This is a genomic window from Streptococcus sp. CF7_Ac1-8 (assembly GCF_024295435.1).
GTDB classification, from domain to species: Bacteria; Bacillota; Bacilli; order Lactobacillales; family Streptococcaceae; genus Streptococcus; species Streptococcus mitis_AP.
The window spans coordinates 38,936-61,836 of sequence record NZ_JANCPI010000009.1 but is presented as its reverse complement, the minus strand read 5'-3'; the positions used below and the strand labels follow the sequence as shown (position 1 = coordinate 61,836).

The window sequence follows — 22,901 nt, the reverse complement described above, 5'->3', positions numbered from 1 at the left end:
GAAAATAAAATGACTAATAATCAATTATCAACACAACAGGCTAAACGTGACATTTCTGTCAATGCCCTTGACTGGACATTTGAAGACATCAAACGTTACTTTGATCCTCAGAATCTACTTACTGAGAAACAGGTGGGACAAGCTTTGTCACTTATTAAAGGGCGTAACCTAAACCCTTTAGCTAACGAGGTCTACATTGTAGCCTATAAAAACCGCAATGGAGGGACAGAGTTCAGCTTGATTGTCTCTAAAGAGGCTTTCTTGAAACGTGCAGCCCAGAGTAAAAACTATGAGGGATTTGAGGCTGGCGTGGTTGCTGTAGATAAAGATGGCGTTATGCACGAACGCAAAGGGGCTCTTATGCTACCAGGTGATACTTTGGTAGGCGGTTGGGCTAGAGTCTATCGCAAAAATTTCAAAGTACCTGTAGAAATTCAGGTATCTCTTGAAGAATACAACAAGAAACAAAGCACATGGAACAGCATGCCAGCTACTATGATCAGAAAAACAGCCCTAGTTAATGCTCTTAGAGAGGCTTTCCCTGAGGATTTGGGTAACATGTACACCGAGGACGACGGTGGAGAAACATTTGACCGTATCAAAGACGTCACACCTCAAGAGAGCCGTGAGGATGTCATTGCACGCAAGATGGCTCAGATTGAGCAATTTAACAAAGAGCAAGCCCACACAGTTCCTGAACTTACTCAAACTGAGGAGCCAATCCAGGGTGAGCTACTAGATGACAACGAACTTGAATTTTAGAGAGGAGTTAACATGCAAGAATTACAGGTAAAAGTGACACAGGCACAGGTTGAAATCATTGACCGTGAGAAATTTGAGCAGAATATCAATGAGGTTGTAGCCAAGTATCAAAATTACACGGTTACAGCTGCAACCATCAAGGATGACAAGCAGACACTTGCCGATCTACGAAAATTAGACAAGCAGGTCTCTGACGAGCGGATCAGAAATAAGAAAGTCTTATCTGAACCAGCTGACGAGTTTGACAAGTATGTCAAGAATGCCATCCAGCCTCTAAAAGACATCATTACCAAAATTGCTAGTGATGTCAAAGAATTTGAAGAACATCAAAAGGCTGTCAGAATTGACACGGTCAAAGGCTATCTAGCCAACAAATCAGCTGAGTATATGCTGGACCCTCGTCTATTTGATGAAAAGGCCCTTGATTATGTCAAGGCTAGCGATTTCATGGCTGACGGCGTGACGCTTAAAAAAGCCACAATGAAATCACTTGACGACATGGTCACATTTGAATTTCAGAAACAGCAAGAATTTGAAAAGGCTAAGTCAGCTATTTCAGGGTTATGTGCTGAGTACGGCATGACTGACTCACCTTACATTAGACAGCTGAAAGACTTGACTCTTGCTGAGGTCTTTGAACAAATCAAATCTGACTATGAATTTGAAAAGCAAAAGGAAGAACTTAGACAGGCTCAAGAAAGAGCAGAGCGAGCTAGTCAGGAGCTTTTAGCAGCTCAACAAACTAGACAGCAGGAACAAGCTCCAAAATCAACAGAGGCCCCAAATTTTGACCCAGAAACAGGCGAAATCTTGGGCGGTGGGCAAATCCCTCAAAATGAGCCAAACGCTCTTAGAGGGGCTGAAAATGGCCTAAAACGATATACCCAAAAAATGACTTTAGAGGTGTATTTTGTAGATACAGCCGAAAAAGACCGTCTCAAGGCTACTCTTGAACAAGCAGGGTTTAAATTTAAGGAAAACTATCAAGTCAGAGGTTATCAACGTATTGAGCCACTGACTCAGACTGAACTCAATGAACAATGTGGGTGGTAATTATGGACATCAGAAAAATATCTGACAGCGTAGCCATCTACTCAGACGGCAAGAGATTGCAGGTTATCCACAACCTAGGGGATGAGTTCATCTTAGATTTTGAAATTAAAAATCACAAAATCATAAATATTGACGACCTGAGCCCTCGCATTGTGAGTGAGATTACTCCAGTTTTTAAAGTGAGCGGGTACTGCTCACGACGTGGAGAAGACACCCAACGCTTAAAATGGGCTATCCGTCAATTTGAGGACTTTGATGAGTACCTAAACGCCCATCACAGCGAACTGGTAGAGTGGTGGCACAATCCAGGAGGGGAATATGATTAAAACAGTATTTTTATCATCCGACTACCCATCTGACGAGGCGATTGATGATCAAATAAATAGCTGGCTTGCCGAAAATCCAGGCATTAAGTTGATTGACATCAAATTTCAATCAAATGTGTCTGCTGTCGCTGACAGTGGAGTCAGTGCTGAATATTGGCATACATCCGCATTGATTATTTACAAAGTTCCCTCAGAGAACAATATAAGCAGTATCAATTCAAATGGTTTAGGTTTTTTAATCAACTGTGAGAAATGTGGTAGCTTATCAATAATCAAGGCAAAAGATGTAGGCCAAAATGTATGTTATGAATGCAAAGGAGAGAAATAATGAATGATTTTATCAAAGAGATTGGAATGGCTATCCTATGGATGTTTTTAGGGTATCTCTTGGGAGAGCGTAGCACTAGAGGGGACAAATCAGATGATTAACAACGTCACACTGGTTGGGAGGCTTGTAGCGCCTCCTGATCTACGAAAAACGCCTAACAATGTATCTAGCTTGCAGGGCACACTTGCGGTCAATCGCAATTTCAAGAACGAAAATGGAGACCGTAAGGCTGATTTTATCAATTTCCAAGCGTGGAGAGGAACAGCTGACGTCATTGCTCAGTATTGTAGCAAGGGCTCACTTATTGGCCTCACAGGGCGTCTACAAGTGAGGTCTTACGAGAAAGACGGTCAGCGTCGATATGTGACCGAAGTAGTCGCTGAGAGCGTCGCTCTACTAGAGAGTCGCAACAGTCAGCAGTCTCAAGGGCAAGGCAACAGTTCCCAAAATGGGAATAGCTCACCTTTTGCCGATCCTAATCCATTTGACATCCCAGATGACGGTTTGCCGTTTTAGGAGGTATCGATGTCAGATAAAAAAATGACCGTTTGGGCATTGTTTGACAGCGGGAATGGTAGCTATACAACAGGCGTGAAAGCTCTGAATAGTTCGGGGGGGGCGAATATTGACATCTATCCAATCGGAATAGACATAGAAAACAAGAACGATCATTTTATAAATTTGAACCTTGCAGACTATGGGCGTTTATTTGGAGACAACACGCTTTTTGATAAACTTGACAAGTTGCCAAAACCTGATTTGATAATAGCTAGCCCACCATGTGAAAGCTGGAGTAATGCTAGTGCTATGTGCGAGGGTAACGCTTGCTGGAAACAAGAAGACCTCTCAGATAGCCTCTTTGCTCCACAAAGGGAGCCTAGCATGTTTACGATTAGGAACGCCTCTGACTACGAGAAAGCCTATATAAATTATCAGTATGACCGTCAATTTATGAAAAGGGTAAATGGGGAGCTTTGCGCTTTCAATACCATTGAGATCATCAAGCGGTATAACCCTAAATATTTCATCATAGAGAACCCAGCAAGTGGGCGCTTGTGGAAATATATTGAGGATGTCATGGATTTCAAGCTCCCACATCTCAATCTCACACGCTACAACAATTATGACTACCCTTTGCAGAAACCTACAAAGTTTGCTAGTAATCTTGATTTGGGTCTTAAAAATGACATTATCAAGCCAGAAATTGAGTGGGGAAAATTTTCTAAGTCATACAACGAACGGTCAAACATTCCACAAAACCTAGTAATAGAGATTTTTACTAAGGTTTACAATGAATTTTTACAGGAGAAACAACATGATAACTAAAATCAATGTCCCAAAAACATCAATCGTAATCGAGATTGAAAATAAAGAAATCAAAATTGAGAATATGATTGGCTATGATATGAAGATGGTTTTTAGAAACCAGGATGCAGAGCCGTCTTTAGATGAAAATGGGGACGTTTTTGAACCTCTATACTGGCTAGACATTAAGGCTAAACCTGAGGAGGACATAGAATACCATACTAGTTTAGGAGTGAAGAAAGAAAAAAGAAAACTAGCTGAGCTACAAATATTCTTTGAATATATCGAGGCTAACAAACAAAATCTTTTTGATCTCTGTGGAATCAAGGGAGAACTGCAATGAAATCTCTGACATTATCGTTAGACATTTCAACTACTGCGACAGGATGGGCCGTATTTTACGGCTCTGACCTTGTCCATAGTGGTGTCTTAAAACATAAAAGCAAATCGTTCTTTGAACGTGGGCGCTTCATGGCTAGCGAATTGCGAGCCATTCAATCAAGGGCGCTCCAGAAGTACGACTGCCATTTTGAATCGATTGTGGTCGAGAAGAACTCGGTCATGGGGCCAAATCAGCAGTCCATGATCAGTATTGGAATTGTGACAGGCATCATCCTTGGACGATTGATTGCTGACAATGTGTACTTCGTGAACGTGTCGACCTGGCGCAAGCACTGGAAGTTCAGCTACAAAGACCGTAGCAAGAAATCAATGAAGCTGCAGGCAGTTGCTAAGGTTTCGGATGAATTCGACATGAACGTCAAAGATGATGAAGCTGATGCAATCCTGATTGGTTCGTATTTTGTAAATCATGGCCACGAATTTGGAGACCTGGAAAGCCACAAGATAAGTTGAGGAGGTGAAAGATGAGTGACTTTATAAAAGGTATCGGAGCAGTGACATTAATGTTATCAACAGTTGCAGTCGTTTTCCTTACTATTTGCGGACTTATTGAATGGTATTTTACATGGGTATTTTCAATTTTCCCAATCAAACCTTATTTAATACCAATTCTGTTAGTACATTCTTTTCTTTTTGGAGGGTTGGTATTCCTTGTAGGAAGTTTAGTTGAACTAATCGGCAAAAGGAAATCTAAAAGATAAAAAAATAGGAGGTAAAATGAAACGATTTATCGCAATCTGGATATTATTGTCTGCTGGATTAAATATTTGGCAGAGTATCCAGATTAAGAAATTAGAAGAAAAGCGCCCGATGATTGTATATAAGGCTGATAATCAAGGCGCCGAAATCAAAGGCAGAGTCGTAGAGAAAGGACGACATGGCAAGCTGTATACTGTCACAATTCGTGACTATGGCGTGTTCGTGGTTACGAAGGAGCAGTGGGATAAGATTAAAGTAGGAAATGAGGTAAGAATATGAATTATAAAGTAACAGTCGATGGTAAGGAAATCGAATACGGCGCCTTGGTTGAAAAATCACGTTTTTCAGACAAAGAATGGTCTGCTATTTATGCTGAAATTGTAAAGCAAAATTGGCCAGAAGTTTTTGAAACCAGGAAATCGGATACTGCATTTATTGATACGCTTGGCGCCTTGGTTTCACTAGAAGAACGATACGAAGCATTACTTGAGTTATTACCTCAAAATCAGTTCTCCTACGCTGGTACACATCCAAAATGGGTAGCTGATGCAGTAGGAGAGAACACTCTGAATAAAGAGGACACGATGCTAGATGTATCTGATTTAATCGGACGATGCAGTACTATCGAGGAATTGAAGAACGAACTAACAAAGTATTTCAAGCTGGAAGAATTAGAGGTGTTACTATGACAACAAATATGGAATTATTAGCACATCATGTTGAGCATTGGGCGAGAGAACGAGATTAAAGACCGTAAGGGTAAGATGGTAGACGGCTCGTTTGTCAAAGAGGAGGATTTATAAAATGAAAAAACTAGGAATCATTATTGGGGCGGTATTTGTAATCGTTGTATCGCCATTTGTGGTTCAGTATGGGTGGAATGAGATTATCACAACAATTGTTCCAGTTGGTAAAATTACAGTCTGGCAAGCTTTAGGGATGGATGCACTACTATCTTTCATTTGGCCTGTGTTATCCAGCAAAAAAGAATCTTATGAAGATTATTCATATGCCGTAAAAAGCAGTATTTCAAAAATCATTACATGTGCATTTTTGATATGGCTAGCTAGTTTGTTTATTTAAGGAGTGTTGGCATGATACCGAAATTTAGAGCGTGGGATAAAGCGCGAAACGAAATGAATTACAAAGTCATGGTAGGTAATTGTGATCTAAGTGATGGAAACTGGACTTGTCCTATTATTTGGATTGAAGAAAGAAAAAATTGGTTACATTTTGATGATGATTATGAATGTATCATGCAATCAACAGGACTCAAAGACAAGAACGGCAAGGAAATATTTGAGGGGGATATAGTCAAAATGGCTAAGGATGTCTATTCTGAACCGACTTATTACGAGGTTGTACGACATCGCGGTGGAGCATATCGTCTTGAATCCAAACAACACGGATGCGAATTGTGGTTACGACATACTGGTTGTGAGGTTGTTGGGAATGTGTACGAGAACAAGGAGTTACTAGATGCCTGATGTAGAATGGATTATGGAAAATTGCCACATGATGCGAGATAACGGAGTTTAGGGAGGAGAGAAGCAGATTTCCTATGCCAGCCCAGATGGGCAGTACACGTATTACGTGAACAAGCGCAAAGATGGCACTTATTATTTACACGGAGCAAGTAAGCATTATGGAAGAAATTGAGGTAGAAAGATGAGACCTAAAAAATATCCATATTTAGGAAGAAAGAAAATTCAAAAAATCCCGTCTCCATTATTTTCTGCACGACCAATTTTTAACGAGGTTCCGATTGTGAAAGAAGTTAAGGTTGAGTTTGAAGTTGAAGCTAATATGGGGCGCATATATCCAGAAACGATAATACATTTAGATATTTCGGGATACGGGAATAGAGTGCATTCAGTGCATCGCTTCCCCGGTACATTACTGAGTGTTGGCGAGTCAATTCAACTAAAGATGCTCTTTTACAAAAGACTTAGAAATTTTACTACAGATCGTTTCTTAACGTTCAGGGAATCTGATTGGAGGCTCTTTATCTGCGACCTGGTCAACGAATTTGTATATTAGAAAGTTAATGAGGTAAAAAAATGAACCCAGAAATAATTGACAACGTAAACAAACCAAATCACTACCAAGGGCGATACGGTATGGAATCTATCGATGCTTTAAGAAATTTCATGACACCAGAACAGCTGAAAGGTTTTTTTCTAGGTAACAGTTTGAAGTACATACTACGACACCAGAAGAAAAACGGCCTTGAAGACTTGAAAAAAGCCAGAAAGAATCTTGACTGGCTGATTGAGGAGTTAAGCAATGAGTGAGTATGCTCTATATCAAGGGGATACGTTCATTACCATGGGAACTCTTGCAGAGATCAGCAAAGAAACTGGAATTGCTGAAAGGATGTTGAAGTATTATACTTTCGCATCAACGCAAAAACGGAACCCGAATGGTAGGGCAGTCGTAAAGATTGAGGTGGATGATGAAGGATAGGAAATATTTTTCGGAACAGTTCAAATTGTGGAGAAAAGCCGAGGGTCTAAAGAAAATTGAGGCTGCTAAAATCTTTGGAGTTACCCCAGAAACTATTTGTCATTGGGAAAGCGGAAAAGCACAACCACAAGATGGAGATATGTTTGTTATTTGCGAAAAATTGAATCTTGACCCTCGTATGTTTTTGAGAAAAAAGACAAATCCTTTTGCCGAAATGCTAAAAAGAAAGCGATGTGAGACGGGATTGACTCAAAGTGATTTGGCTATTAAATTAGGGTATCACAGAGATACGATAGCCAAGTGGGAAACAGGCAGTAGTATTTCTAAATGTGCATTGGAAGATATCTGTACTTTCTTTGGGATTGAGATATAAAAAAAGCCAAGACACCCTCTGTCTTAGCTAATAGTTCTCGCAAAGACTATTATATCACAAAGGAGATAGAGAGTGAACAAGGCTAAAGAGCTATTGAAAGAATTACAAGACCTTGATATGGACATCCAAAGCCGTATAGATGAAATCAATGAGCTTGAGGCAGGTTTGCTCTCAAGTCCTAAGTGGTCAGATGTCAAAGTCCGAGGTGGACAGACTAGAAAAGTTGATGACGTCTATACTCAGTTGGTAGTGATGAAAGAGGCTATAGAGCAGGATACTAAAGAGGTTATCAACAGGAAACTTGAATTAGGTCGAATGATCAACAGGCTTAAAAATCCAAAAAGCAGGTCTGTCCTTAGAATGACTTACATTACTAAGACCTACATTGAGGATATTTGCGACAATTTGAGAATAAGTAAGGCAACTTATTACAGATTACGCAAACAGGCTGAGTCTGAACTAGAGGAGACTATTATAGACAAAGTGAGCTAAAGTGAATGCGCATGAAGTCTAAAATCTGTTAGAATGGTAGTATCAAGAATTGAAGAGAGAGGTCTCAGAATTGGTAGATGGTTACCTGTAATGTCAGGGGGCTGTAATGGCCTTGGAGGTTCAAGTCCTCCCCTCTCCTTTGAGTGTTTTGTGTCCCAGAATGGGGTAGGCAACAGGCTTAGCATTCATATATCACTCATTAACTTACAAATGGTTGCGGAGCGACTGGACCTTGCATGATTGCATAGCTAATTATATCCTAGGTAAGTTATAAGCTAGGCGGTTTGATTCCGCTAGAGGTTGTAAAGACTACAAAAAAATAAAAAAGAAAGTATTTCAAGATAGATTTCTGATTAACACGCAAGTCTGTAGTCTGCTTGCAAAAAGGTCACACATCGTGTGGCTTTTTATTTTGTCGGAAAGGAGGTAGTCCGGTGAGTGGATAAATTAACCCCAAAACAAGAGCTATTTGTCCAAGGAATAATCTCCGGACTATCTCAAAGACAAGCATATAGACAAGCTTTTTCAACTTCTAAAAAGTGGAAAGATAGCACGGTCGATGTTAAAGCAAGCGAGCTTCTTCAAAATGGTAAGGTTTTGGTAAGGTATCGTGAGCTGCTCAAACAGTTCTCTAATATGTCCTTATGGTCCAGAGAGCAGGCTTTCAATGAGTATGAATGGCTGAAAAATAAAGCTAGGGCAAGCATCGAGAATGAAGGTATTAGACAAGCTAATTCAAACGCCTTTCTTTCGGCTCTGGACGGCATGAACAACATGGCGTGGAAAGACCTTGAGTTGACAGATGAGAAAATCAGACAAGAGATTGAATTGCTCAAAATCAAGATTGAGAGAAATCAAGACTCTAAGTCCGATACTACTCTCATGGAAGCTCTCTTAAATGCGGTAAAAGGTGGTGATGAGGTTGAAGATTGATTTTTCAAACAAACAACTCAACATCATTCGTAGACCGTTCAACTATGAGCTCGAGGTCAACGAGGGCACGCCTCGAAGTGGTAAGACAACCGCTGGTCATTTCAGATACGCAAGATATTTGATTGAGTCACCAGACGAAAACCATTTGATAGCTGCATACAATCAAGAGCAAGCCTACCGTCTATTCATTGATGGTGACGGTACAGGTCTAATGCATATTTTCGACGGCAATTGCAAAATCAGGCACGACGAACACGGAGATCACCTCTTAATCAATACACCAAACGGAACTAAACGAGTTTACTACAAAGGTGGAGGTAAAGCTAATAGTGTAGGTGCTATCACTGGTATGTCTTTAGGCTCAGTGGTCTTTTGTGAAATCAATCTGCTGAACATGGACTTTATCCAGGAGGCATTCAGACGGACGTGGGCCGCTAAACTACGCTATCATCTAGCTGACCTTAACCCTCCAGCTCCACAACATCCAGTTATTAAGGATGTATTTGATGTCCAGAACACACGCTGGACCCATTGGACCATGGACGACAATCCGATTCTGTCTGAAGAGCGTAAGCAGTCTATTATTCAATCGCTTAAGAAAAATCCTTATCTCTACAAGAGAGACGTACTTGGTCAGAGGGTGATGCCTCAGGGCGTTATTTATGGCCTATTTGACCTTGAAAAGAACATCAAGGACAACTTGGTAGGCGAACCTATGGAAATGTACTTCAACGGCGATGGTGGGCAATCTGACGCCACCTCAATGTCTTGTAACATCGTTACTAAGCATAGAGAGGACAACAAGACTTTCTTTAGGCTCAATCGTGTAGCTCATTACTATCACAGCGGAGCTGAAACTGGCCAAGTCAAGGCTATGTCCACCTATGCAGTCGAGCTTCGAGCATTTATTCAGTGGTGCGTGAGCAAGTATCAAATGCGCTATACCGATGTCTGGATTGACCCAGCATGTAGATCCTTACGAGAGGAATTGCATAAGCTAGGAATTCAGACAAAGGGAGCCTTGAACAACGCGCATGATGTCAGCAGCAAGGCGAAGGGTATCGAGGTAGGGATTGAGCGTGGCCAGAACATTATATCTTCAGGTCAGTTCTTGCTTATCAATCACCAAGAAGAAGAGTACGACCATTACTATTTCTTGAAAGAGATTGGTCTTTACAGTCGTGACGATAACGGCCGACCGATTGATAAAGATAACCACGCAATGGACGAATTCAGATATAGTGTGAACGTATTCTATAAGCATTACGCTAATTTTTAGCAATAAGGAGCCGATAAATGGGCATTATTCAATTTGTCAAAAATCTATTTAAGAGAGGACAGTATGCAATGACTACAGAAAGTCTCGCAAGTATCACAGACCATCCTAAAATCGCAGTAACAAGCGCAGAGTATCGTCGAATCAACGAGAACCTAAGATACTATCAGAGCAACATTGAGAAGATAACATACACGAATACCGATGGTGTCAAGAAGCAAAGAGAAGCGACTCATTTGCCAATCGCTCGAACCGCTGCCAAGAAGATTGCCAGTCTGGTTTTTAACGAGCAGGCTTCGATTAAATTGGACGACGAACAGGCAGATGCATTCATTCAAGAAACATTGAAGAATGACCGCTTCAATAAGAACTTCGAGCGCTATCTCGAGAGTTGTTTGGCTCTAGGCGGTCTTGCTATGAGGCCTTATGTAGATAACGGACGAGTGCGAGTGTCATTCGTTCAAGCACCTGTCTTTTTGCCGTTGCAGAGCAATACACAGGACATTTCAAGTGCTGCTATCGTGACTAAGACGATAAAGGCTTCAGGTCAGAAGAACATCTACTATACCTTAATTGAGTTTCACGAATGGGCGAAAGATGGGAAATACATCATTTCAAACGAGCTATACAGGTCTGAAAGTTCTGAACAAGTAGGTGGACGTGTTCCTCTAGCTGAAGTCTACGAGGATCTAGAAGAACAAGTTGAACTTGACGGTCTAACAAGACCGCTTTTTTCTTACCTGAAACCTCCTGGAATGAACAACAAGGACATCAATTCGCCTCTTGGTTTATCAATCTTCGATAATGCCAAGAGCACGATTGATTTCATTAATACGACCTATGACGAGTTCAAGTGGGAAGTTAAGATGGGTCAACGTAGAGTGGCCGTTCCTGAAAATCTCACAGAAACAAGAATGATTAACCAGGACGGAGACGTTAAACTTGTCAAGCGATTTGAAACAGAGCAGAATGTCTACTTACGCTTGTCAACAAGCGATATGGATGGCGGAACAATCACAGATTTAACAACTGCAATCAGGGCAGATGATTACATCAAGACTATTAACGAGGGTCTAGCGCTTTTTGAAATGCTCCTAGGTGTATCAGCTGGAATGTTTACATTTGACGGGCAGAGCTTGAAGACTGCGACAGAGGTCGTATCTGAAAATAGTGATACTTACCAAATGAGAAACAGCATTGTCAGTCTGGTCGAGCAGTCTTTGAAAGAGTTGATTATTTCAATCTGTGAGCTGGGTAGTTTGTATGAATTGTATAGTGGTCCAATTCCTCAAATGGATAAGATTGCAATCAATTTGGACGATGGAGTCTTTACCGACAAGAACAATGAGCTTGATTATTGGACTAAGGCTTTGGCCAGTGGTATTGTCAGCAAGGCTCACGCTATTCAAAAGGCTTTCAACATATCAGAGCTTGACGCTAAGAAGATGATTCAGGCAATCAATCAGGAGACAATAGATACGGCTAACAGTCAGCGAAATCAACAGGATATTGATATTTATGGAGTGTGATTAGATGTCAAAGAAGAGACCACCAATCCAGTTCAATGACGAGCAACTGCTACTTCAAGCGAGCAACGTCGCGGATATTTATCATCAGTTAGCTTTGGATTTGTTTGACAACGTGGTCGAACGTGTAACGGAACGTGGCACGGTCTATCTTGATAAGCAACCGTACATCTGGCAACTTGAAAAGATGCAGCAGATGCACATGCTGAACGAGGAGAACCTGAAGCTAATCTCTAAATACTCTGGAGTTGCTGAAGAACAGCTACGCTACATTGTTGAAAATGAGGGGTTGAGGCTCTACACGGACACGAAGCAGCAACTTTTAGAAGATTTAGGGCATGGATCCGCAGGAAACAGCAATCACATTCAAGAAATCCTTGCCGATTATGCTAGTCAAGCGGTCGGAGATATCCACAATTTAATCAATACTACTTTGCCGATGTCTGTAATTGGTGCATATAAAGGTATTGTGGAACAATCTGTCGCTAGAGTGGTTACAGGTTTTTCAACTGCTGATAAGGCTATTTCTGACACGGTCATGCAGTGGCAAGAGAAAGGATTTCAAGGATTCAAGGATAGAGCTGGACGTAACTGGAAGATTGATAATTACGCACGGACGGTTATCAAGACGACAACTTACCGAACTTATCGAGAAATGCGAACAAGACCAGCTGAAGAGTTAGGAATTGATACCTTTTATTTTTCAAAGAAAGCATCAGCTCGTAAGTCATGCGCTCCTTTACAACATCATATTGTCACAACCGGTCACGCTAGAACAGAGCATGGAGAGCATATTCTCGCTTTGTCTGATTATGGCTACGGTCGGCCTGAAGGTTGTTTGGGTATTAACTGCGGACACATGCTGACGCCGTTCATCCCAGGAGCCAATTATAAACCCGATTTGGGCGAGGACGTCGATTCGGTTAGTCCAGAACAAGCAAAAGAAAATGCCAACGCAGAAGCTAAGCAGAGAGCTCTAGAACGGTCTATCAGAGCTAACAAGGAAAAACTTCACATCGCTGAGAAATTGGGTGATGATGACCTGATAAACAAGTACAAGAGCAAGATAGACACTCAAAACACTGCTTTGAAAGATTACATCGATAAGCACCCCTTCCTGAAACGGGATGAAGCTAGAGAGAAATACTATGATGACCCTTATACCAAAGCCAAGAAAGAGGTTAAGGTCAGAAAAAAACTTGAAAAGCTGGAGAAACACAGAGCAGAGCAAAAAGAAATGCGGGAACGTTTCACAAACGCTGTAAAAGATGGTATAATTAAGGCAGAAATCAATGAGCAAAAACAAGCTGACCACATAAAAGGTACTAACGAATGGCGCAGGAGACTTGAAACTGAATTAGCCAATGGCAATCAGATTGAGCCAAGCTATTTGACAATATCAATGGATGAGGCTGCTGAGCTTATTAAACGTTATTCAGGCACAGGGAAATTCTTGTATAAAGAAGACTCTAACTACATTCCTAAAAAAGAAATCATAAAACACAATAGCAAGGTTGGTGTGTATATCGACCAACAAACAGGTGAGATGTTTGAAACTGATAGCTTTAGGATACATTATAGAAAGACAGGGGCACACATTGTCCCAACGTATGGAGGTAAGTCATGAAATTATGGACTTTTTTAAGACAAAACGTGAAACTTGTGCTTAAAGATGGCTCAATAGTTTCAGGATTTGTCCAAGAATACTGTGACAAAGATGACAACGATGAGGAGATTGACTCAATTGGCTTAGATGTCGACGGTACTCTTTATGAGTATTTTGAGGATGAAATCCTTAGTATTTCAGTAGCGTAGCGCTTAGAACAATCTAGGCGCTTTTTTCATGCAGTAAATTGCTATAAACCACTATAAACCGTGTCAAATTTGATGCGGTTTTTTGCTTGACTTTATCCGCAGTCGGTAAAGAACGGAAGATAATACCTAATTTTAGGAGGACGGAAGAATGGCAGATGACATTCAAACACAAGCTGACCAGTCAGCAAATACTGGAGAAAATACTGAGTCACAGGCTCAAAAGCAATCTGTCAAGACTTTCACTCAAGAAGAGGTGACTGGTCTTGTAGCTAAAGAGTCCAAGAAAGCACAAGAGAAAATCTTCAAAGACCTAGGGTTTGAAAATTTCAAGAGCGCTAAAGAAGGACTCCAACAACTCAAAGAGTGGAAAGACTCACAAAAGAGTGAGGCTGAGAAACAATCAGAGACGCTTGCTACTAAAGAAAAAGAACTGAAACAGGCTTTATCAGACAAGAAAAGTCTGGAAGCTAAACTATCAGCTCTGACCTTGGGAGTAAATGCCGAATCTGTGGACGACGTCATCACTCTATCTGCTCGCTTGGTATCCGATGAGGTATCTATCGAAGATGCTATTGGTCAAGTGTTGCAGAAATATCCTCAGTTTGGGCGCACAGAGCAATCTGAGGAGAAAAAGCCGACATTTTCAGCTGGAGGGAATCCAACGGCTGGAACGAACCAAGAAGATGCCTTTTTAAAGGCTCTAGGACTAAATAATTGACAGGAGAATGATTAATGACAATCAACTATATTACTAAACACGAAGGCACTTTTGAAAAGAAATTGATGCAAGGCGCACTTACAAGCATCTTGGAAACGCCACAAGTAAACTGGCTAGGCGCTAAGTCTTTCGAGTTGCCTACAATTTCAGTTACTGGGTATAAAGCACACACTCGTTCTAAAGGCTATAATTCTGGTACAGTTTCAAACGACAAGAAAGTTTATACACTAGGATTCGACCGTGACGTCGAGTTCTTCGTGGATGCTGCAGACGTAGACGAAACTAACCAAGAGCTTTCTGCTGCTAACGTATCTAACACATTCATCACAGAGCATGCAACTCCAGAAGTGGATGCTTACCGCTTCTCTAAAATTGCTACAGAAGCTATCACAAACAACCACTTCAAGTCTGAAGATGATCTGTCAGAAGTGAACGTCTACACTAAATTGAAGGCTGCTCTTTTGCCGGTTCGTAAATATGGAGCTCAGAACATCGTTATGTATGTTTCTAGCGAAGTTATGGACTTCTTGGAACGCTCTAAAGAGTTCACACGCTCAATCGCTACTACATCACCTCAAGGCATTGACACTCGTGTCACTTCACTTGACGGAGTTCAGCTTATTGAAGTATGGGATGATGCACGCTTCAAGACTAAATTTGATTTCACTACTGGATTTGTTAAGGCTTCTGATGGTAAAAACATCAACTTCTTGATCGTGGCTAAGCCAGCAGTAATCGCAAAAGCTAAATTCAACTCAATCTATCTGTTTGCTCCTGGTCAACACACTGAAGGTGACGGATACTTGTATCAAAACCGTCTCTATCATGATCTTTTTGTCTTGCAATCAAAACAAGATGGTGTCTATGTGTCTCACAAATCTGCTTAATTAGGGAGGTAGAAAATGCGTAAATACGAAAAAGGGAATCAAGTCTACACAGTACAAGAAGGTAGCTTGTTAGAAGCTCAGCTAATCGCTGATGGCTTTGAAGAAGTGATTGAAGATGGCCAAATCGCAGAAATTTTGGCAACTTATTCACTTTCCGAAATGACCTTGGCAGAGCTGAAAGCTCTTGCTAAAGAAAAAGGGATTGAAGGTTATTCAACCAAATCCAAAGATGAGCTTTTGGAGGTTCTAAATGGCCAAATTTGAAGCAAAAAATAATTTTTATGTTGAAAAAACAGGGCAACAATTCGATGAAGGTGTTGTTTATGAAATGACATCTGCTGAAGCGGATGAAATCAACAGACGCTCAACCGCTCACTTCGGTGAAGAATGGCTTGAGTGTATCGAGCCAGATGTAGCACCTGTAGAACTTACAGAACCAGTTCCAGAAGTTCCTGAATCAACTGACTTCTTGATGTAAGGTGGTGTTGTCATGACCTACTTAACAAGAGAAGAGTTCAGAGGTTTAGGTTTTGATTCGGTTGATGATTTTGACCAATTGCTACAACGAGCAGAAATGACTATCGATGCTTACACTAGAGATTTTTACTCTATGAATAGCTTTGATACCGATATTGAGGCAAGAAAGAAGGCTGTCAAACGTGCCACAGCCTTTCAGATTGCTTATTTGGACAGTTCGGGCATCATGACTGCGGAAGATAGACAATCTATTGCTAGTATGTCAGTAGGACGGACATCAGTAAGCTATCGCACAGGCTCTCAGAATGGATCTGGTTCGCTTTCTTTAGCCGAAAGGTATAATTTATCGAGAGATGCTGAAAACTGGCTGAGAATGGCAGGATTTGGCTTTGCGAGGGTGGATTATGATAGATAAACGAATGCTACCTGACTCTTTGACGATTAAGAAGGTCGAAGGGAAAGATGACTGGGGGAAAGAGACGTACTCTGACCCTCTTTATTTATCTCCTTGCAAGTTCGACAGAACCTTCTCTCACTCTGGGACTGGTAACCATCGGAGCGAAAGGAATTCATCGACTGTAATTGTCTATCCTAAATACTGCCCTATCAAGCTTGATAAGAGCTTTGTTGGTGGCATCGTTGAGGAAGACGAGACCAGTTATGTCGTCAAAGACATTATTCCACAATACCATCCGTTTACTAAGAAGCTGTTAGCTTATGAAATCGAGGTAATTTGATGGGCGGTGCTAGTGTAAAGATTGACTTAAAAGGTGTTGAAAAGAAAGTTTCTCCAGATAATTTCGCAAAAGGAAAACTAGCCATAGCTAACCAAATGCTATTGGATATGGATAGATTTGTTCCAAAAAGAAAAGGAATACTGAGAGCTAGTGGACACGTTCGACAAGATTCGATTATCTATGCAGCGCCACACGCAAGATTGCTCTATTATGGCAAGAAACGAAAAGGTTTCTTTTCTGAGAAACAAAGAAAGTTCTTCTTTGCGAATAAGAAGGAGCTACTGAGTCAAAAACCAACACCTGGAACTGGTCCGAGATGGGATAAGAAGGCCTCAGCTCTATATGCTAAGAATTGGGCAGAGGTCGGTGCCAAAGCAATGGGAGTTAAATAATGCACGAAAACGACTTTTCAGAGGTCTTGCTGGAGCATATCAAAAGTGTTCAAACCCAAATCCCCTCAAAACACGGCTATTTAGACGAGCATGAGGGATTGGTAATCTATCCGCTTCCTGGTGGAAATGTGGTAGAAGAGGACATGGCAGGGACGCAAATTGTGGACCTACCTTTTGAGATTGCAATCAAGTCAAAAGACCAGAAACTAATTGATAACACTCTATGGCAGATTAACACTGCCTTATCAAAAATCGGCTTGGAATTACCAAGCAAGAACAATTCATATAACTATTTAGGCCTTGAAGTCAAGAAACCGTATTTAAACGAGTTGGACGAACAAGGCTTTTACACTTATTTGCTGGATGTAACAGCAAATCTTGAAATCGAAAGGAAAGAATAAATGGCAAAGAACAAAAACGCACTACGAAAACATTTCATTGGTCCTTATAGCGCTGAAAATCCTGAGACTGCACCAGAAAAAGAAGCGTATATGTGGATTGCTAAAGGGATTAAATCGTCATCCCCTGAAAACAACGAAGAAGACGACGATGCAGCATACTTTGACGGTGATGGAACTAAAGAAAATATCATCGTTTCAAAAACTCGAGGTCGCACATTTGAAGGGCATCGTGATTACTCAGATAAGGCTCAGAACTTTGTAGCTGATAAAGAAGACGAGGTCGGTGATGATCTCATCGTTTGGTACAAAGAAGTTTCATCTGATGGTAAAACTCAAAAAGAGGGATTAGCTCGTCTTTCTGAGATTGAAATTGGTGACGGTGAAGCTTCTGAGCTTGAAAAAATCAAGTTCAAGATTGTATGGACTCGTAAGCCTAAGAAATCAAACGTATTACCTGAATAGAGACAGGGCGGTTTCCGCCTTGTCTTCTTTTTTTGAAAGGAGATAAAAATGGTCGTAATTAAAAAACTAAGCAACATCATCCCTGTTGATTTTGGGGAGTTTCAGCTTGAATATGTAGCGAATGATGCAAATATTAAACGCATGAAAACAATTGGGCAGAACCTCGAAAAACGCGCTAAAAAACTAGAAGAAGCGGATAACGAGTCAGCTTTTGAAGAGGCTTACAAAGTGTCTAAAGAGAGTTGGACAGAGTTGTTCGATGAAGAAGCTTTTGAGAAAGTTTATAAATTTTCAGGAGAAACAACAACGGATACAATCTATTATCTAATCCAAGCAATCCGTGGAATCGTTAGCGAATTTGAGAATCGAAATTCTGAAAAAGCAATCAAGAAATATTTAGAGGGTTAATCATGCTGGATCTATCACGAAAATTAACAGATGAGTTGATTATTGGTGATAAGGTCTACTCTCTCAATATGTCCTTTGATAACATCATTAGACTTTTTGAAATGTGGTGTGATGAGGAAATACCAGAACAGGTTAAGCCTTTCTTTGCTTTAAAAATGCTTACAGGAGATGGATTTGGGTTGTTCTCGATTGAAGATGCTATGGATATCTTCCAACAGGTTTTCGAGGAACATATCCAGTTAAAATCACTGAAAGATGTATCGGTTGAGTACGACTTGGCCGGCAACGTGATGCAAAAAGAACCTTCTACCCAAAGCAATGAACCGCCTGTCTATGATATTTCTTTAGATGGTGATCTCATTTATTCGAGTTTTATGCAAGCATACGGCATTGATTTGCTTGAAGAAAGAGGAAAATTGCACTGGAAAAAGTTTAATGCCCTGTTATCAGGATTGCCAGAAGGTACTAAATTCGTTGAAGTCATCAAAATCAGGAAGTACAAGCCACGAAAAGGCGATTCTCAAGCTTACATCGATGAAATGATGAAGCTAAAAAAAGAGTATGCTTTGCCTGATTCTGAAGAATATGATGATGAAGCTGATGATTACGATATGGAATAGAAAGGAGGTAATAAGATGGCAGATGGTAAGGTCGTCATTCAGGTAGATATGGATGGCAACAAAGCTCAATCAGGAGTCGCACGTCTAAAAGGAATGGTCGGAGGATTGGCCGAAAGCGGAACGCAATTAGGTTCAGTCTTCAAATCTGTCCTTGGAGCCAATATCGTAAGCGGTGCGCTTATTTCCGGGATTCAGTCTTTGGGAAGTGCTATGAAAGGTGTTTTCTCAACCGCTTTGGATGAGGGCGCTAAGCTACAACAATCTTTTGGTGGTATTGATACACTTTATAAGGGCGCTGAAGACACCATGAAGCAATATGCTACAGCTGCAGCCGCAGCAGGAATCTCTGCTAATACATACGCTGAGCAAGCTGTTTCTTTCGGTGCCAGCTTGAAGCAAGCGCTCGGTGGTGATGCTGTGAAGGCTGCAGAAGCAGCTAATAAAGCGATTCTCTCTATGGCTGATAACTCAGCTAAGATGGGTACAGATATTGGTTCTATCCAAATGGCTTTCCAAGGTTTTGCCAAGGGGAATTACACAATGCTGGACAACCTTAAGCTAGGTTATGGCGGTACTCAACAAGAAATGAAACGGCTTCTGGCTGATGCCAGCAAGCTTGAGAAAGCGATGGGCAAGAAGTTTGATATCAACAACTTTGCGGATATTGTAGAAGCTATTGACCTGGTTCAACAAGAACTTGGTATTGCTGGAGTTGCAGCAGAAGAAGCTAAAACTACTTTCAGCGGTTCGTTTGAAGCGATGAAGGCTTCAGCTTCAAACTTTTTAGCCAATCTTACACTTGGAGAGGATATCGGTCCATCTCTTAAGTCTCTCATTTCTACTACCTCAACTTTTCTTCTTGGGAACTTCGTGCCAATGGTGGGAAATATCATGCGTCAGCTCCCTCAAGCTGTTGAGGTGGCCCTGGCAGAAGCTGGTCCTAAAATTGAGCAAGGGTTCAAATCTTTGTTTTCTTCACTTGGAGTTGACGAGGGCGTTTTTGATGTTGTTAAGGACACTTTCCGGGATGTAGTCGTGACAATCCAGTCGCTTTTTGAATCCTTTACTAGCGAAGGGAATGGATTTAAAGATTTGCTCCAAGGGATTAGCAATGTAATTACATTCGTAAATGCTGTAATACAAGAATTGGCTAGAGGATTTCAATTTGTCGTAGAATCTTTTGCTAACACAGGTGCCATCAATAGTGCATACAGTGCATTCAAGGACTTATCTGGGGCAGCTGTTGAAGTTGCTAAGAATTTAGGAGAAGCTATTCCCTGGAACACAATTGGTACGGCAGTAGGGCAGATCGTAAATGGGATTTCAACTCTTGTAAGTTGGTTTTCAAAACTTGCTCAATCAATTAGTCCAGAAATGTGGAGTGCATTGATTACGAGTGTAGTTAGTTTTGCGGTTGCTTTAAAAGGCATCAAAACAGGTCTTACGATTGCAAGAGGTCTAAAATCAGCTTTTGATTTTGGGAAAAACCTTGTTTCATTGATTTCAAATACTCTTAGTCTTACCGCTGCACAAGCAACAAATGCGGCTGCAAGTACCGCAATGAGCGCTGGAAATACAGCAGTAGGTACATCAGCAGGAGCAGCAGCAAGCTCTGTCTTGAAATTAGGAGCAGGTATATTGATGATTGGAGCTGGTGTAATGTTAGCGGCATCAGGAATCTATCTTTTGGTTCAAGCTGCCATCCAATTATCAAGTGCTGGTGCAGGAGCAATCATAACCATGGTAGGTTTGGGTGTTGGAATCGCTGCGCTTGCAGCAGTATTCGCCTTTTTAGGCCCTGCTTTAACTGCAGGAGCAGTTGGTATTTTAGCGTTTGGTGCAGCAGTTGCATTGATCGGTGTTGGAGTATATGCCGCTTCGGTTGGTTTAGCTATATTAGCAGTTCAATTACCTGTCATCTCTACTTATGGATTATCAGCCTCGATCGCTCTTGCAGCTCTAGGTGCTTCAATGCTTGTCTTAGGAGCTGGAGCCCTAGTAGCAGGAGCCGGACTGCTTGTGCTAGGAGCAGGTGCTTTGGTGGCAGGGGCTGGTGTTTTAGTTTTTGGTGCAGGATTACTAGTCGCGTCCGTCGGTGTAGCAGCTTTTGGTGTAGCTCTTGCTCTCGTTGGTGTTGGTGTTTATGCAGCTTCTGCTGGATTATCAATGCTCGCAGGTCATTTACCAACAATTGCTACTTATGGGGCTAGTGCAGCTATTGGCATTGCTGCTTTAGGTGCCGGATTGCTAGTCATGGGAGCCGGAGCCTTGGTAGCTGGTGCGGGTGCCTTGGTCTTAGGAGCTGGTTTGTTAACAGCAGGAGCTGGGGCAACCGTTTTCGGTGCAGGAATGCTTGTTGCAGCTGCTGGTGTCGCAGCTTTTGGATTAGCTTTGGGGCTATGCGCTCCTTCTATCACAACATTTGCTGAAGCTATTAGTAAAATCATTGAAACTTTAAGTAGTGGCTTATCAAGTATATTACAAGCAATAGCTTCAGTTATTCAATCAATCGGAGATGCCGCTCTAAATGCTGGCCTTGGTTTCAAATCTTTAGCTGAAGGTGTCGTGATGATCACTAATACAGGTTTAGCTGATTTAAGCGCATCACTTGCTGCAACTGCTGCAGGTTTAGGAGCAATTGCATCGCAAGGAGCAGGCTTAGCCATTGCTGGTCAAGGTATGACAATGTTAAGTAGTGGAATGATGATGCTTGGCCAATCTACTGTAATTTTGCAATCAACATTAATGGCTTTACCAGCGTTACTAACTTCGTTCACTTCTTCATTAACTGGTTTACCAGCTGTTTTGACAGCTACAGCATCGTCAATGACCGATTTCGGATCTAATGTTCAAAGTTCATTAACCGGTCTTACAGGTTTGGGTTCAATAGTCGTACAATTTAATTCTATGCTTATGACGATAGCTCCAGCCACAATGATGGCAGGCGCAGGTTTGGCATCATTCAATGCTCAAGCTGGAAGTGCGAATAGTGCGTTAGCTAGTCTAGGAGCGAACGCAACAACAGCACAAGTAAGTATCGTAGCGTTAGGAACAGGCATTCAATCAGCTATGTCAGGAGCGACAACGGGTATAGCAACAGCAGGCGCCCAAATGGTGACTGCAATTCAAACCGCAGGAACCACTATGATTGCCAGCATGCAATCAACTATGGCTCAGATCCTTGCTATTGTTAACAATGGTATGATATCAATTGTTCAAAGCGTGAGAAATAATGGGTCTCAGATGGTATCAGCCATGCAATCAAGCGGTCAGCGATTAGTGTCAGTTACTCAAGCGACAGTTAACCAAGCGGCAGCCGCAGCCCGTAGCGGTTATGGTGCCTTCTTCTCAGCTGGGGCTTACATTGGGCAAGGGCTTGCTGCAGGTATGAATTCAGCTCTTGGGGATGTTACAGCTGCTGCGAACGCCCTCGTGGCACAAGCAGAACGAGCGGCACGAGCTAAAGCCAAAATCAACTCACCATCCCACCTCTTCCGTGATGAAGTCGGTTGGTGGATTGGTCTTGGTATCGCTCGAGGTATCGACGAATCAGCCCCAGAGGTTGCTAATAGTCTGGACTACATTCGAGAACAGGTCAATGGTTTCAACGTTCGAGCTAATGCCATGCTAACTGGTGCTACCTCAAATATGGCTAGTCAGCTTAAGATGGAAGTCTTACGAGATAAAACGCCAGACGCTACTATCTCAGCCCGTCAAGAAGCTTACGCTGCACACTCAGCAAGCTTGCTTAACGATGTAATTGACGCTCTTGTGGACGTCAAGAAACAAATCGCACAAGGTCAAAACATGGTATTGGATACTGGTGCCTTGGTTGGTGGTACAGTTAATAACTTCAACAGCGCCATTGATACGATTAAAACGTTGAAAGGACGACACAGACTATGATTACTAAAATTAAAGAATATATAGAATTCGGCGATTTTAACAGTCGGGACGCTGGTTGGTACCTTCAAAAACGTGAAGCACCGACGCCAGACGAAAAGGAAATCGTTGAGTCTATCCCTTACATGCAAGGTGAGCTC

General features: G+C 41.6%; 35 protein-coding genes and 1 tRNA gene. All 36 read left to right on the top strand.

All coding sequences use genetic code 11. From position 1 onward, the window contains the following. Nucleotides 1–9: 9 nt before the first annotated feature. The 36 genes from bet to NMM26_RS09630 all read left to right on the top strand — a co-directional run bounded on the left by bet (nt 10) and on the right by NMM26_RS09630 (nt 22,764). Complete coding sequence (bet, locus tag NMM26_RS05965; RefSeq protein ID WP_254753999.1) at nt 10–762, top strand: phage recombination protein Bet; 753 nt, start codon at nt 10–12, stop codon at nt 760–762. Between the two features lie 12 nt (nt 763–774). Then, on the top strand, nt 775–1,815 hold the full coding sequence (locus NMM26_RS05960; protein ID WP_254753998.1) for a DUF1351 domain-containing protein: 1,041 nt from the start codon (nt 775–777) through the stop codon (nt 1,813–1,815). Between the two features lie 2 nt (nt 1,816–1,817). Further along, nucleotides 1,818–2,141 carry a hypothetical protein gene (locus NMM26_RS05955; protein WP_254753997.1) on the top strand — a complete coding sequence of 108 codons (324 nt, stop codon included), beginning with the start codon at nt 1,818–1,820 and terminating at the stop codon, nt 2,139–2,141. Next, nucleotides 2,134–2,469, top strand: a complete 336-nt coding sequence (locus NMM26_RS05950; RefSeq protein WP_254753996.1) for a sporulation protein Cse60 — start codon at nt 2,134–2,136, stop codon at nt 2,467–2,469. Before NMM26_RS05955 ends, NMM26_RS05950 begins: the two co-directional genes overlap by 8 nt. A 93-nt stretch (nt 2,470–2,562) precedes the next feature. Further along, nucleotides 2,563–2,985: a single-stranded DNA-binding protein gene (ssb, locus tag NMM26_RS05945; RefSeq protein WP_254753995.1), complete on the top strand. Its 423-nt coding sequence runs from the start codon at nt 2,563–2,565 to the stop codon at nt 2,983–2,985. Nucleotides 2,986–2,994: 9 nt separating this feature from the next. Then, on the top strand, nt 2,995–3,795 hold the full coding sequence (locus NMM26_RS05940) for a DNA methyltransferase (RefSeq protein WP_254753994.1): 801 nt from the start codon (nt 2,995–2,997) through the stop codon (nt 3,793–3,795). Continuing rightward, the gene (locus NMM26_RS05935; protein ID WP_254753993.1) at nt 3,785–4,117 is read left to right on the top strand and encodes a hypothetical protein; all 333 of its coding nucleotides are present in this window, start codon (nt 3,785–3,787) and stop codon (nt 4,115–4,117) included. Before NMM26_RS05940 ends, NMM26_RS05935 begins: the two co-directional genes overlap by 11 nt. After that, on the top strand, nt 4,114–4,629 hold the full coding sequence (locus NMM26_RS05930) for a hypothetical protein (RefSeq protein WP_254753992.1): 516 nt from the start codon (nt 4,114–4,116) through the stop codon (nt 4,627–4,629). Before NMM26_RS05935 ends, NMM26_RS05930 begins: the two co-directional genes overlap by 4 nt. Nucleotides 4,630–4,640: 11 nt before the next feature. Continuing rightward, nucleotides 4,641–4,877, top strand: coding sequence for a hypothetical protein (locus NMM26_RS05925; RefSeq protein WP_254753991.1), 237 nt, complete (start codon nt 4,641–4,643; stop codon nt 4,875–4,877). Nucleotides 4,878–4,893: 16 nt separating this feature from the next. Continuing rightward, nucleotides 4,894–5,154 carry a DUF1372 family protein gene (locus tag NMM26_RS05920; protein WP_254753990.1) on the top strand — a complete coding sequence of 87 codons (261 nt, stop codon included), beginning with the start codon at nt 4,894–4,896 and terminating at the stop codon, nt 5,152–5,154. Then, nucleotides 5,151–5,564, top strand: coding sequence for a hypothetical protein (locus tag NMM26_RS05915; RefSeq protein ID WP_254753989.1), 414 nt, complete (start codon nt 5,151–5,153; stop codon nt 5,562–5,564). Before NMM26_RS05920 ends, NMM26_RS05915 begins: the two co-directional genes overlap by 4 nt. A 115-nt stretch (nt 5,565–5,679) precedes the next feature. Then, nucleotides 5,680–5,958, top strand: coding sequence for a hypothetical protein (locus NMM26_RS05910; protein ID WP_254753988.1), 279 nt, complete (start codon nt 5,680–5,682; stop codon nt 5,956–5,958). A gap of 11 nt (nt 5,959–5,969) precedes the next feature. Beyond that, a complete protein-coding gene (locus NMM26_RS05905) occupies nt 5,970–6,362 on the top strand; it encodes a YopX family protein (RefSeq protein WP_254753986.1) in 393 nt (130 codons plus the stop codon). A 181-nt stretch (nt 6,363–6,543) separates the two neighbouring features. Continuing rightward, nucleotides 6,544–6,915, top strand: a complete 372-nt coding sequence (locus NMM26_RS05900) for a hypothetical protein (RefSeq protein WP_254753985.1) — start codon at nt 6,544–6,546, stop codon at nt 6,913–6,915. A gap of 20 nt (nt 6,916–6,935) precedes the next feature. After that, on the top strand, nt 6,936–7,169 hold the full coding sequence (locus NMM26_RS05895; RefSeq protein ID WP_254753984.1) for a DUF3310 domain-containing protein: 234 nt from the start codon (nt 6,936–6,938) through the stop codon (nt 7,167–7,169). Further along, nucleotides 7,162–7,341, top strand: coding sequence for a hypothetical protein (locus NMM26_RS05890; protein ID WP_254753983.1), 180 nt, complete (start codon nt 7,162–7,164; stop codon nt 7,339–7,341). The genes NMM26_RS05895 and NMM26_RS05890 overlap by 8 nt, the downstream gene beginning before the upstream one ends. Beyond that, a complete protein-coding gene (locus NMM26_RS05885; protein WP_254753982.1) occupies nt 7,331–7,714 on the top strand; it encodes a helix-turn-helix transcriptional regulator in 384 nt (127 codons plus the stop codon). The genes NMM26_RS05890 and NMM26_RS05885 overlap by 11 nt, the downstream gene beginning before the upstream one ends. A 72-nt stretch (nt 7,715–7,786) precedes the next feature. Next, the gene (locus NMM26_RS05880; protein ID WP_254753981.1) at nt 7,787–8,206 is read left to right on the top strand and encodes a DUF1492 domain-containing protein; all 420 of its coding nucleotides are present in this window, start codon (nt 7,787–7,789) and stop codon (nt 8,204–8,206) included. A 56-nt stretch (nt 8,207–8,262) separates the two neighbouring features. Then, nucleotides 8,263–8,345 (top strand) — tRNA-Tyr (locus NMM26_RS05875). Nucleotides 8,346–8,644: 299 nt separating this feature from the next. Continuing rightward, a complete protein-coding gene (locus NMM26_RS05870) occupies nt 8,645–9,139 on the top strand; it encodes a terminase small subunit (RefSeq protein ID WP_254753980.1) in 495 nt (164 codons plus the stop codon). Beyond that, complete coding sequence (locus tag NMM26_RS05865; RefSeq protein ID WP_254753979.1) at nt 9,123–10,418, top strand: PBSX family phage terminase large subunit; 1,296 nt, start codon at nt 9,123–9,125, stop codon at nt 10,416–10,418. The genes NMM26_RS05870 and NMM26_RS05865 overlap by 17 nt, the downstream gene beginning before the upstream one ends. A 17-nt stretch (nt 10,419–10,435) precedes the next feature. After that, nucleotides 10,436–11,944, top strand: coding sequence for a phage portal protein (locus tag NMM26_RS05860; protein ID WP_254753978.1), 1,509 nt, complete (start codon nt 10,436–10,438; stop codon nt 11,942–11,944). 4 nt (nt 11,945–11,948) lie between these two features. Further along, a complete protein-coding gene (locus NMM26_RS05855; RefSeq protein WP_254753977.1) occupies nt 11,949–13,568 on the top strand; it encodes a phage minor capsid protein in 1,620 nt (539 codons plus the stop codon). Continuing rightward, complete coding sequence (locus NMM26_RS05850; RefSeq protein ID WP_254753976.1) at nt 13,565–13,756, top strand: hypothetical protein; 192 nt, start codon at nt 13,565–13,567, stop codon at nt 13,754–13,756. The genes NMM26_RS05855 and NMM26_RS05850 overlap by 4 nt, the downstream gene beginning before the upstream one ends. A 148-nt stretch (nt 13,757–13,904) precedes the next feature. Further along, nucleotides 13,905–14,474 carry a hypothetical protein gene (locus NMM26_RS05845; RefSeq protein WP_254753975.1) on the top strand — a complete coding sequence of 190 codons (570 nt, stop codon included), beginning with the start codon at nt 13,905–13,907 and terminating at the stop codon, nt 14,472–14,474. A gap of 14 nt (nt 14,475–14,488) precedes the next feature. Then, entirely contained in the window at nt 14,489–15,361 is an 873-nt protein-coding gene (locus NMM26_RS05840) for a hypothetical protein (RefSeq protein ID WP_254753974.1), read from the top strand. A 15-nt stretch (nt 15,362–15,376) separates the two neighbouring features. Then, on the top strand, nt 15,377–15,625 hold the full coding sequence (locus NMM26_RS05835) for a Rho termination factor N-terminal domain-containing protein (protein WP_254753973.1): 249 nt from the start codon (nt 15,377–15,379) through the stop codon (nt 15,623–15,625). Then, complete coding sequence (locus tag NMM26_RS05830) at nt 15,612–15,839, top strand: hypothetical protein (protein WP_254753972.1); 228 nt, start codon at nt 15,612–15,614, stop codon at nt 15,837–15,839. Before NMM26_RS05835 ends, NMM26_RS05830 begins: the two co-directional genes overlap by 14 nt. Before the next feature lie 12 nt (nt 15,840–15,851). Beyond that, entirely contained in the window at nt 15,852–16,253 is a 402-nt protein-coding gene (locus tag NMM26_RS05825; protein ID WP_254753971.1) for a hypothetical protein, read from the top strand. Beyond that, nucleotides 16,243–16,575 (top strand): putative minor capsid protein, encoded by a 333-nt coding sequence (locus NMM26_RS05820; protein ID WP_254753970.1) that lies wholly within the window; start codon nt 16,243–16,245, stop codon nt 16,573–16,575. Before NMM26_RS05825 ends, NMM26_RS05820 begins: the two co-directional genes overlap by 11 nt. After that, a complete protein-coding gene (locus tag NMM26_RS05815) occupies nt 16,575–16,967 on the top strand; it encodes a minor capsid protein (RefSeq protein WP_254753969.1) in 393 nt (130 codons plus the stop codon). The genes NMM26_RS05820 and NMM26_RS05815 overlap by 1 nt, the downstream gene beginning before the upstream one ends. Beyond that, nucleotides 16,967–17,368, top strand: a complete 402-nt coding sequence (locus NMM26_RS05810; protein ID WP_254753968.1) for a minor capsid protein — start codon at nt 16,967–16,969, stop codon at nt 17,366–17,368. The genes NMM26_RS05815 and NMM26_RS05810 overlap by 1 nt, the downstream gene beginning before the upstream one ends. Further along, nucleotides 17,369–17,830 carry a phage tail tube protein gene (locus tag NMM26_RS05805; RefSeq protein WP_254753967.1) on the top strand — a complete coding sequence of 154 codons (462 nt, stop codon included), beginning with the start codon at nt 17,369–17,371 and terminating at the stop codon, nt 17,828–17,830. Between the two features lie 48 nt (nt 17,831–17,878). Continuing rightward, nucleotides 17,879–18,238: a hypothetical protein gene (locus NMM26_RS05800; protein ID WP_254753966.1), complete on the top strand. Its 360-nt coding sequence runs from the start codon at nt 17,879–17,881 to the stop codon at nt 18,236–18,238. A gap of 2 nt (nt 18,239–18,240) precedes the next feature. Beyond that, on the top strand, nt 18,241–18,858 hold the full coding sequence (locus NMM26_RS05795; RefSeq protein ID WP_254753965.1) for a Gp15 family bacteriophage protein: 618 nt from the start codon (nt 18,241–18,243) through the stop codon (nt 18,856–18,858). Nucleotides 18,859–18,873: 15 nt separating this feature from the next. Then, on the top strand, nt 18,874–22,764 hold the full coding sequence (locus NMM26_RS09630; RefSeq protein WP_302850844.1) for a hypothetical protein: 3,891 nt from the start codon (nt 18,874–18,876) through the stop codon (nt 22,762–22,764). The last annotated feature ends 137 nt before the right edge of the window (nt 22,765–22,901 follow it).

Coding starts and splice junctions, on each gene's coding strand:
- bet (WP_254753999.1), top strand. CDS start 10: ATGACTAATAATCAATTATCAACACAACAGGCTAAACGTGACATTTCT.
- NMM26_RS05960 (WP_254753998.1), top strand. CDS start 775: ATGCAAGAATTACAGGTAAAAGTGACACAGGCACAGGTTGAAATCATT.
- NMM26_RS05955 (WP_254753997.1), top strand. CDS start 1,818: ATGGACATCAGAAAAATATCTGACAGCGTAGCCATCTACTCAGACGGC.
- NMM26_RS05950 (WP_254753996.1), top strand. CDS start 2,134: ATGATTAAAACAGTATTTTTATCATCCGACTACCCATCTGACGAGGCG.
- ssb (WP_254753995.1), top strand. CDS start 2,563: ATGATTAACAACGTCACACTGGTTGGGAGGCTTGTAGCGCCTCCTGAT.
- NMM26_RS05940 (WP_254753994.1), top strand. CDS start 2,995: ATGTCAGATAAAAAAATGACCGTTTGGGCATTGTTTGACAGCGGGAAT.
- NMM26_RS05935 (WP_254753993.1), top strand. CDS start 3,785: ATGATAACTAAAATCAATGTCCCAAAAACATCAATCGTAATCGAGATT.
- NMM26_RS05930 (WP_254753992.1), top strand. CDS start 4,114: ATGAAATCTCTGACATTATCGTTAGACATTTCAACTACTGCGACAGGA.
- NMM26_RS05925 (WP_254753991.1), top strand. CDS start 4,641: ATGAGTGACTTTATAAAAGGTATCGGAGCAGTGACATTAATGTTATCA.
- NMM26_RS05920 (WP_254753990.1), top strand. CDS start 4,894: ATGAAACGATTTATCGCAATCTGGATATTATTGTCTGCTGGATTAAAT.
- NMM26_RS05915 (WP_254753989.1), top strand. CDS start 5,151: ATGAATTATAAAGTAACAGTCGATGGTAAGGAAATCGAATACGGCGCC.
- NMM26_RS05910 (WP_254753988.1), top strand. CDS start 5,680: ATGAAAAAACTAGGAATCATTATTGGGGCGGTATTTGTAATCGTTGTA.
- NMM26_RS05905 (WP_254753986.1), top strand. CDS start 5,970: ATGATACCGAAATTTAGAGCGTGGGATAAAGCGCGAAACGAAATGAAT.
- NMM26_RS05900 (WP_254753985.1), top strand. CDS start 6,544: ATGAGACCTAAAAAATATCCATATTTAGGAAGAAAGAAAATTCAAAAA.
- NMM26_RS05895 (WP_254753984.1), top strand. CDS start 6,936: ATGAACCCAGAAATAATTGACAACGTAAACAAACCAAATCACTACCAA.
- NMM26_RS05890 (WP_254753983.1), top strand. CDS start 7,162: ATGAGTGAGTATGCTCTATATCAAGGGGATACGTTCATTACCATGGGA.
- NMM26_RS05885 (WP_254753982.1), top strand. CDS start 7,331: ATGAAGGATAGGAAATATTTTTCGGAACAGTTCAAATTGTGGAGAAAA.
- NMM26_RS05865 (WP_254753979.1), top strand. CDS start 9,123: ATGAGGTTGAAGATTGATTTTTCAAACAAACAACTCAACATCATTCGT.
- NMM26_RS05860 (WP_254753978.1), top strand. CDS start 10,436: ATGGGCATTATTCAATTTGTCAAAAATCTATTTAAGAGAGGACAGTAT.
- NMM26_RS05855 (WP_254753977.1), top strand. CDS start 11,949: ATGTCAAAGAAGAGACCACCAATCCAGTTCAATGACGAGCAACTGCTA.
- NMM26_RS05850 (WP_254753976.1), top strand. CDS start 13,565: ATGAAATTATGGACTTTTTTAAGACAAAACGTGAAACTTGTGCTTAAA.
- NMM26_RS05845 (WP_254753975.1), top strand. CDS start 13,905: ATGGCAGATGACATTCAAACACAAGCTGACCAGTCAGCAAATACTGGA.
- NMM26_RS05840 (WP_254753974.1), top strand. CDS start 14,489: ATGACAATCAACTATATTACTAAACACGAAGGCACTTTTGAAAAGAAA.
- NMM26_RS05835 (WP_254753973.1), top strand. CDS start 15,377: ATGCGTAAATACGAAAAAGGGAATCAAGTCTACACAGTACAAGAAGGT.
- NMM26_RS05830 (WP_254753972.1), top strand. CDS start 15,612: ATGGCCAAATTTGAAGCAAAAAATAATTTTTATGTTGAAAAAACAGGG.
- NMM26_RS05825 (WP_254753971.1), top strand. CDS start 15,852: ATGACCTACTTAACAAGAGAAGAGTTCAGAGGTTTAGGTTTTGATTCG.
- NMM26_RS05820 (WP_254753970.1), top strand. CDS start 16,243: ATGATAGATAAACGAATGCTACCTGACTCTTTGACGATTAAGAAGGTC.
- NMM26_RS05815 (WP_254753969.1), top strand. CDS start 16,575: ATGGGCGGTGCTAGTGTAAAGATTGACTTAAAAGGTGTTGAAAAGAAA.
- NMM26_RS05810 (WP_254753968.1), top strand. CDS start 16,967: ATGCACGAAAACGACTTTTCAGAGGTCTTGCTGGAGCATATCAAAAGT.
- NMM26_RS05805 (WP_254753967.1), top strand. CDS start 17,369: ATGGCAAAGAACAAAAACGCACTACGAAAACATTTCATTGGTCCTTAT.
- NMM26_RS05800 (WP_254753966.1), top strand. CDS start 17,879: ATGGTCGTAATTAAAAAACTAAGCAACATCATCCCTGTTGATTTTGGG.
- NMM26_RS05795 (WP_254753965.1), top strand. CDS start 18,241: ATGCTGGATCTATCACGAAAATTAACAGATGAGTTGATTATTGGTGAT.
- NMM26_RS09630 (WP_302850844.1), top strand. CDS start 18,874: ATGGCAGATGGTAAGGTCGTCATTCAGGTAGATATGGATGGCAACAAA.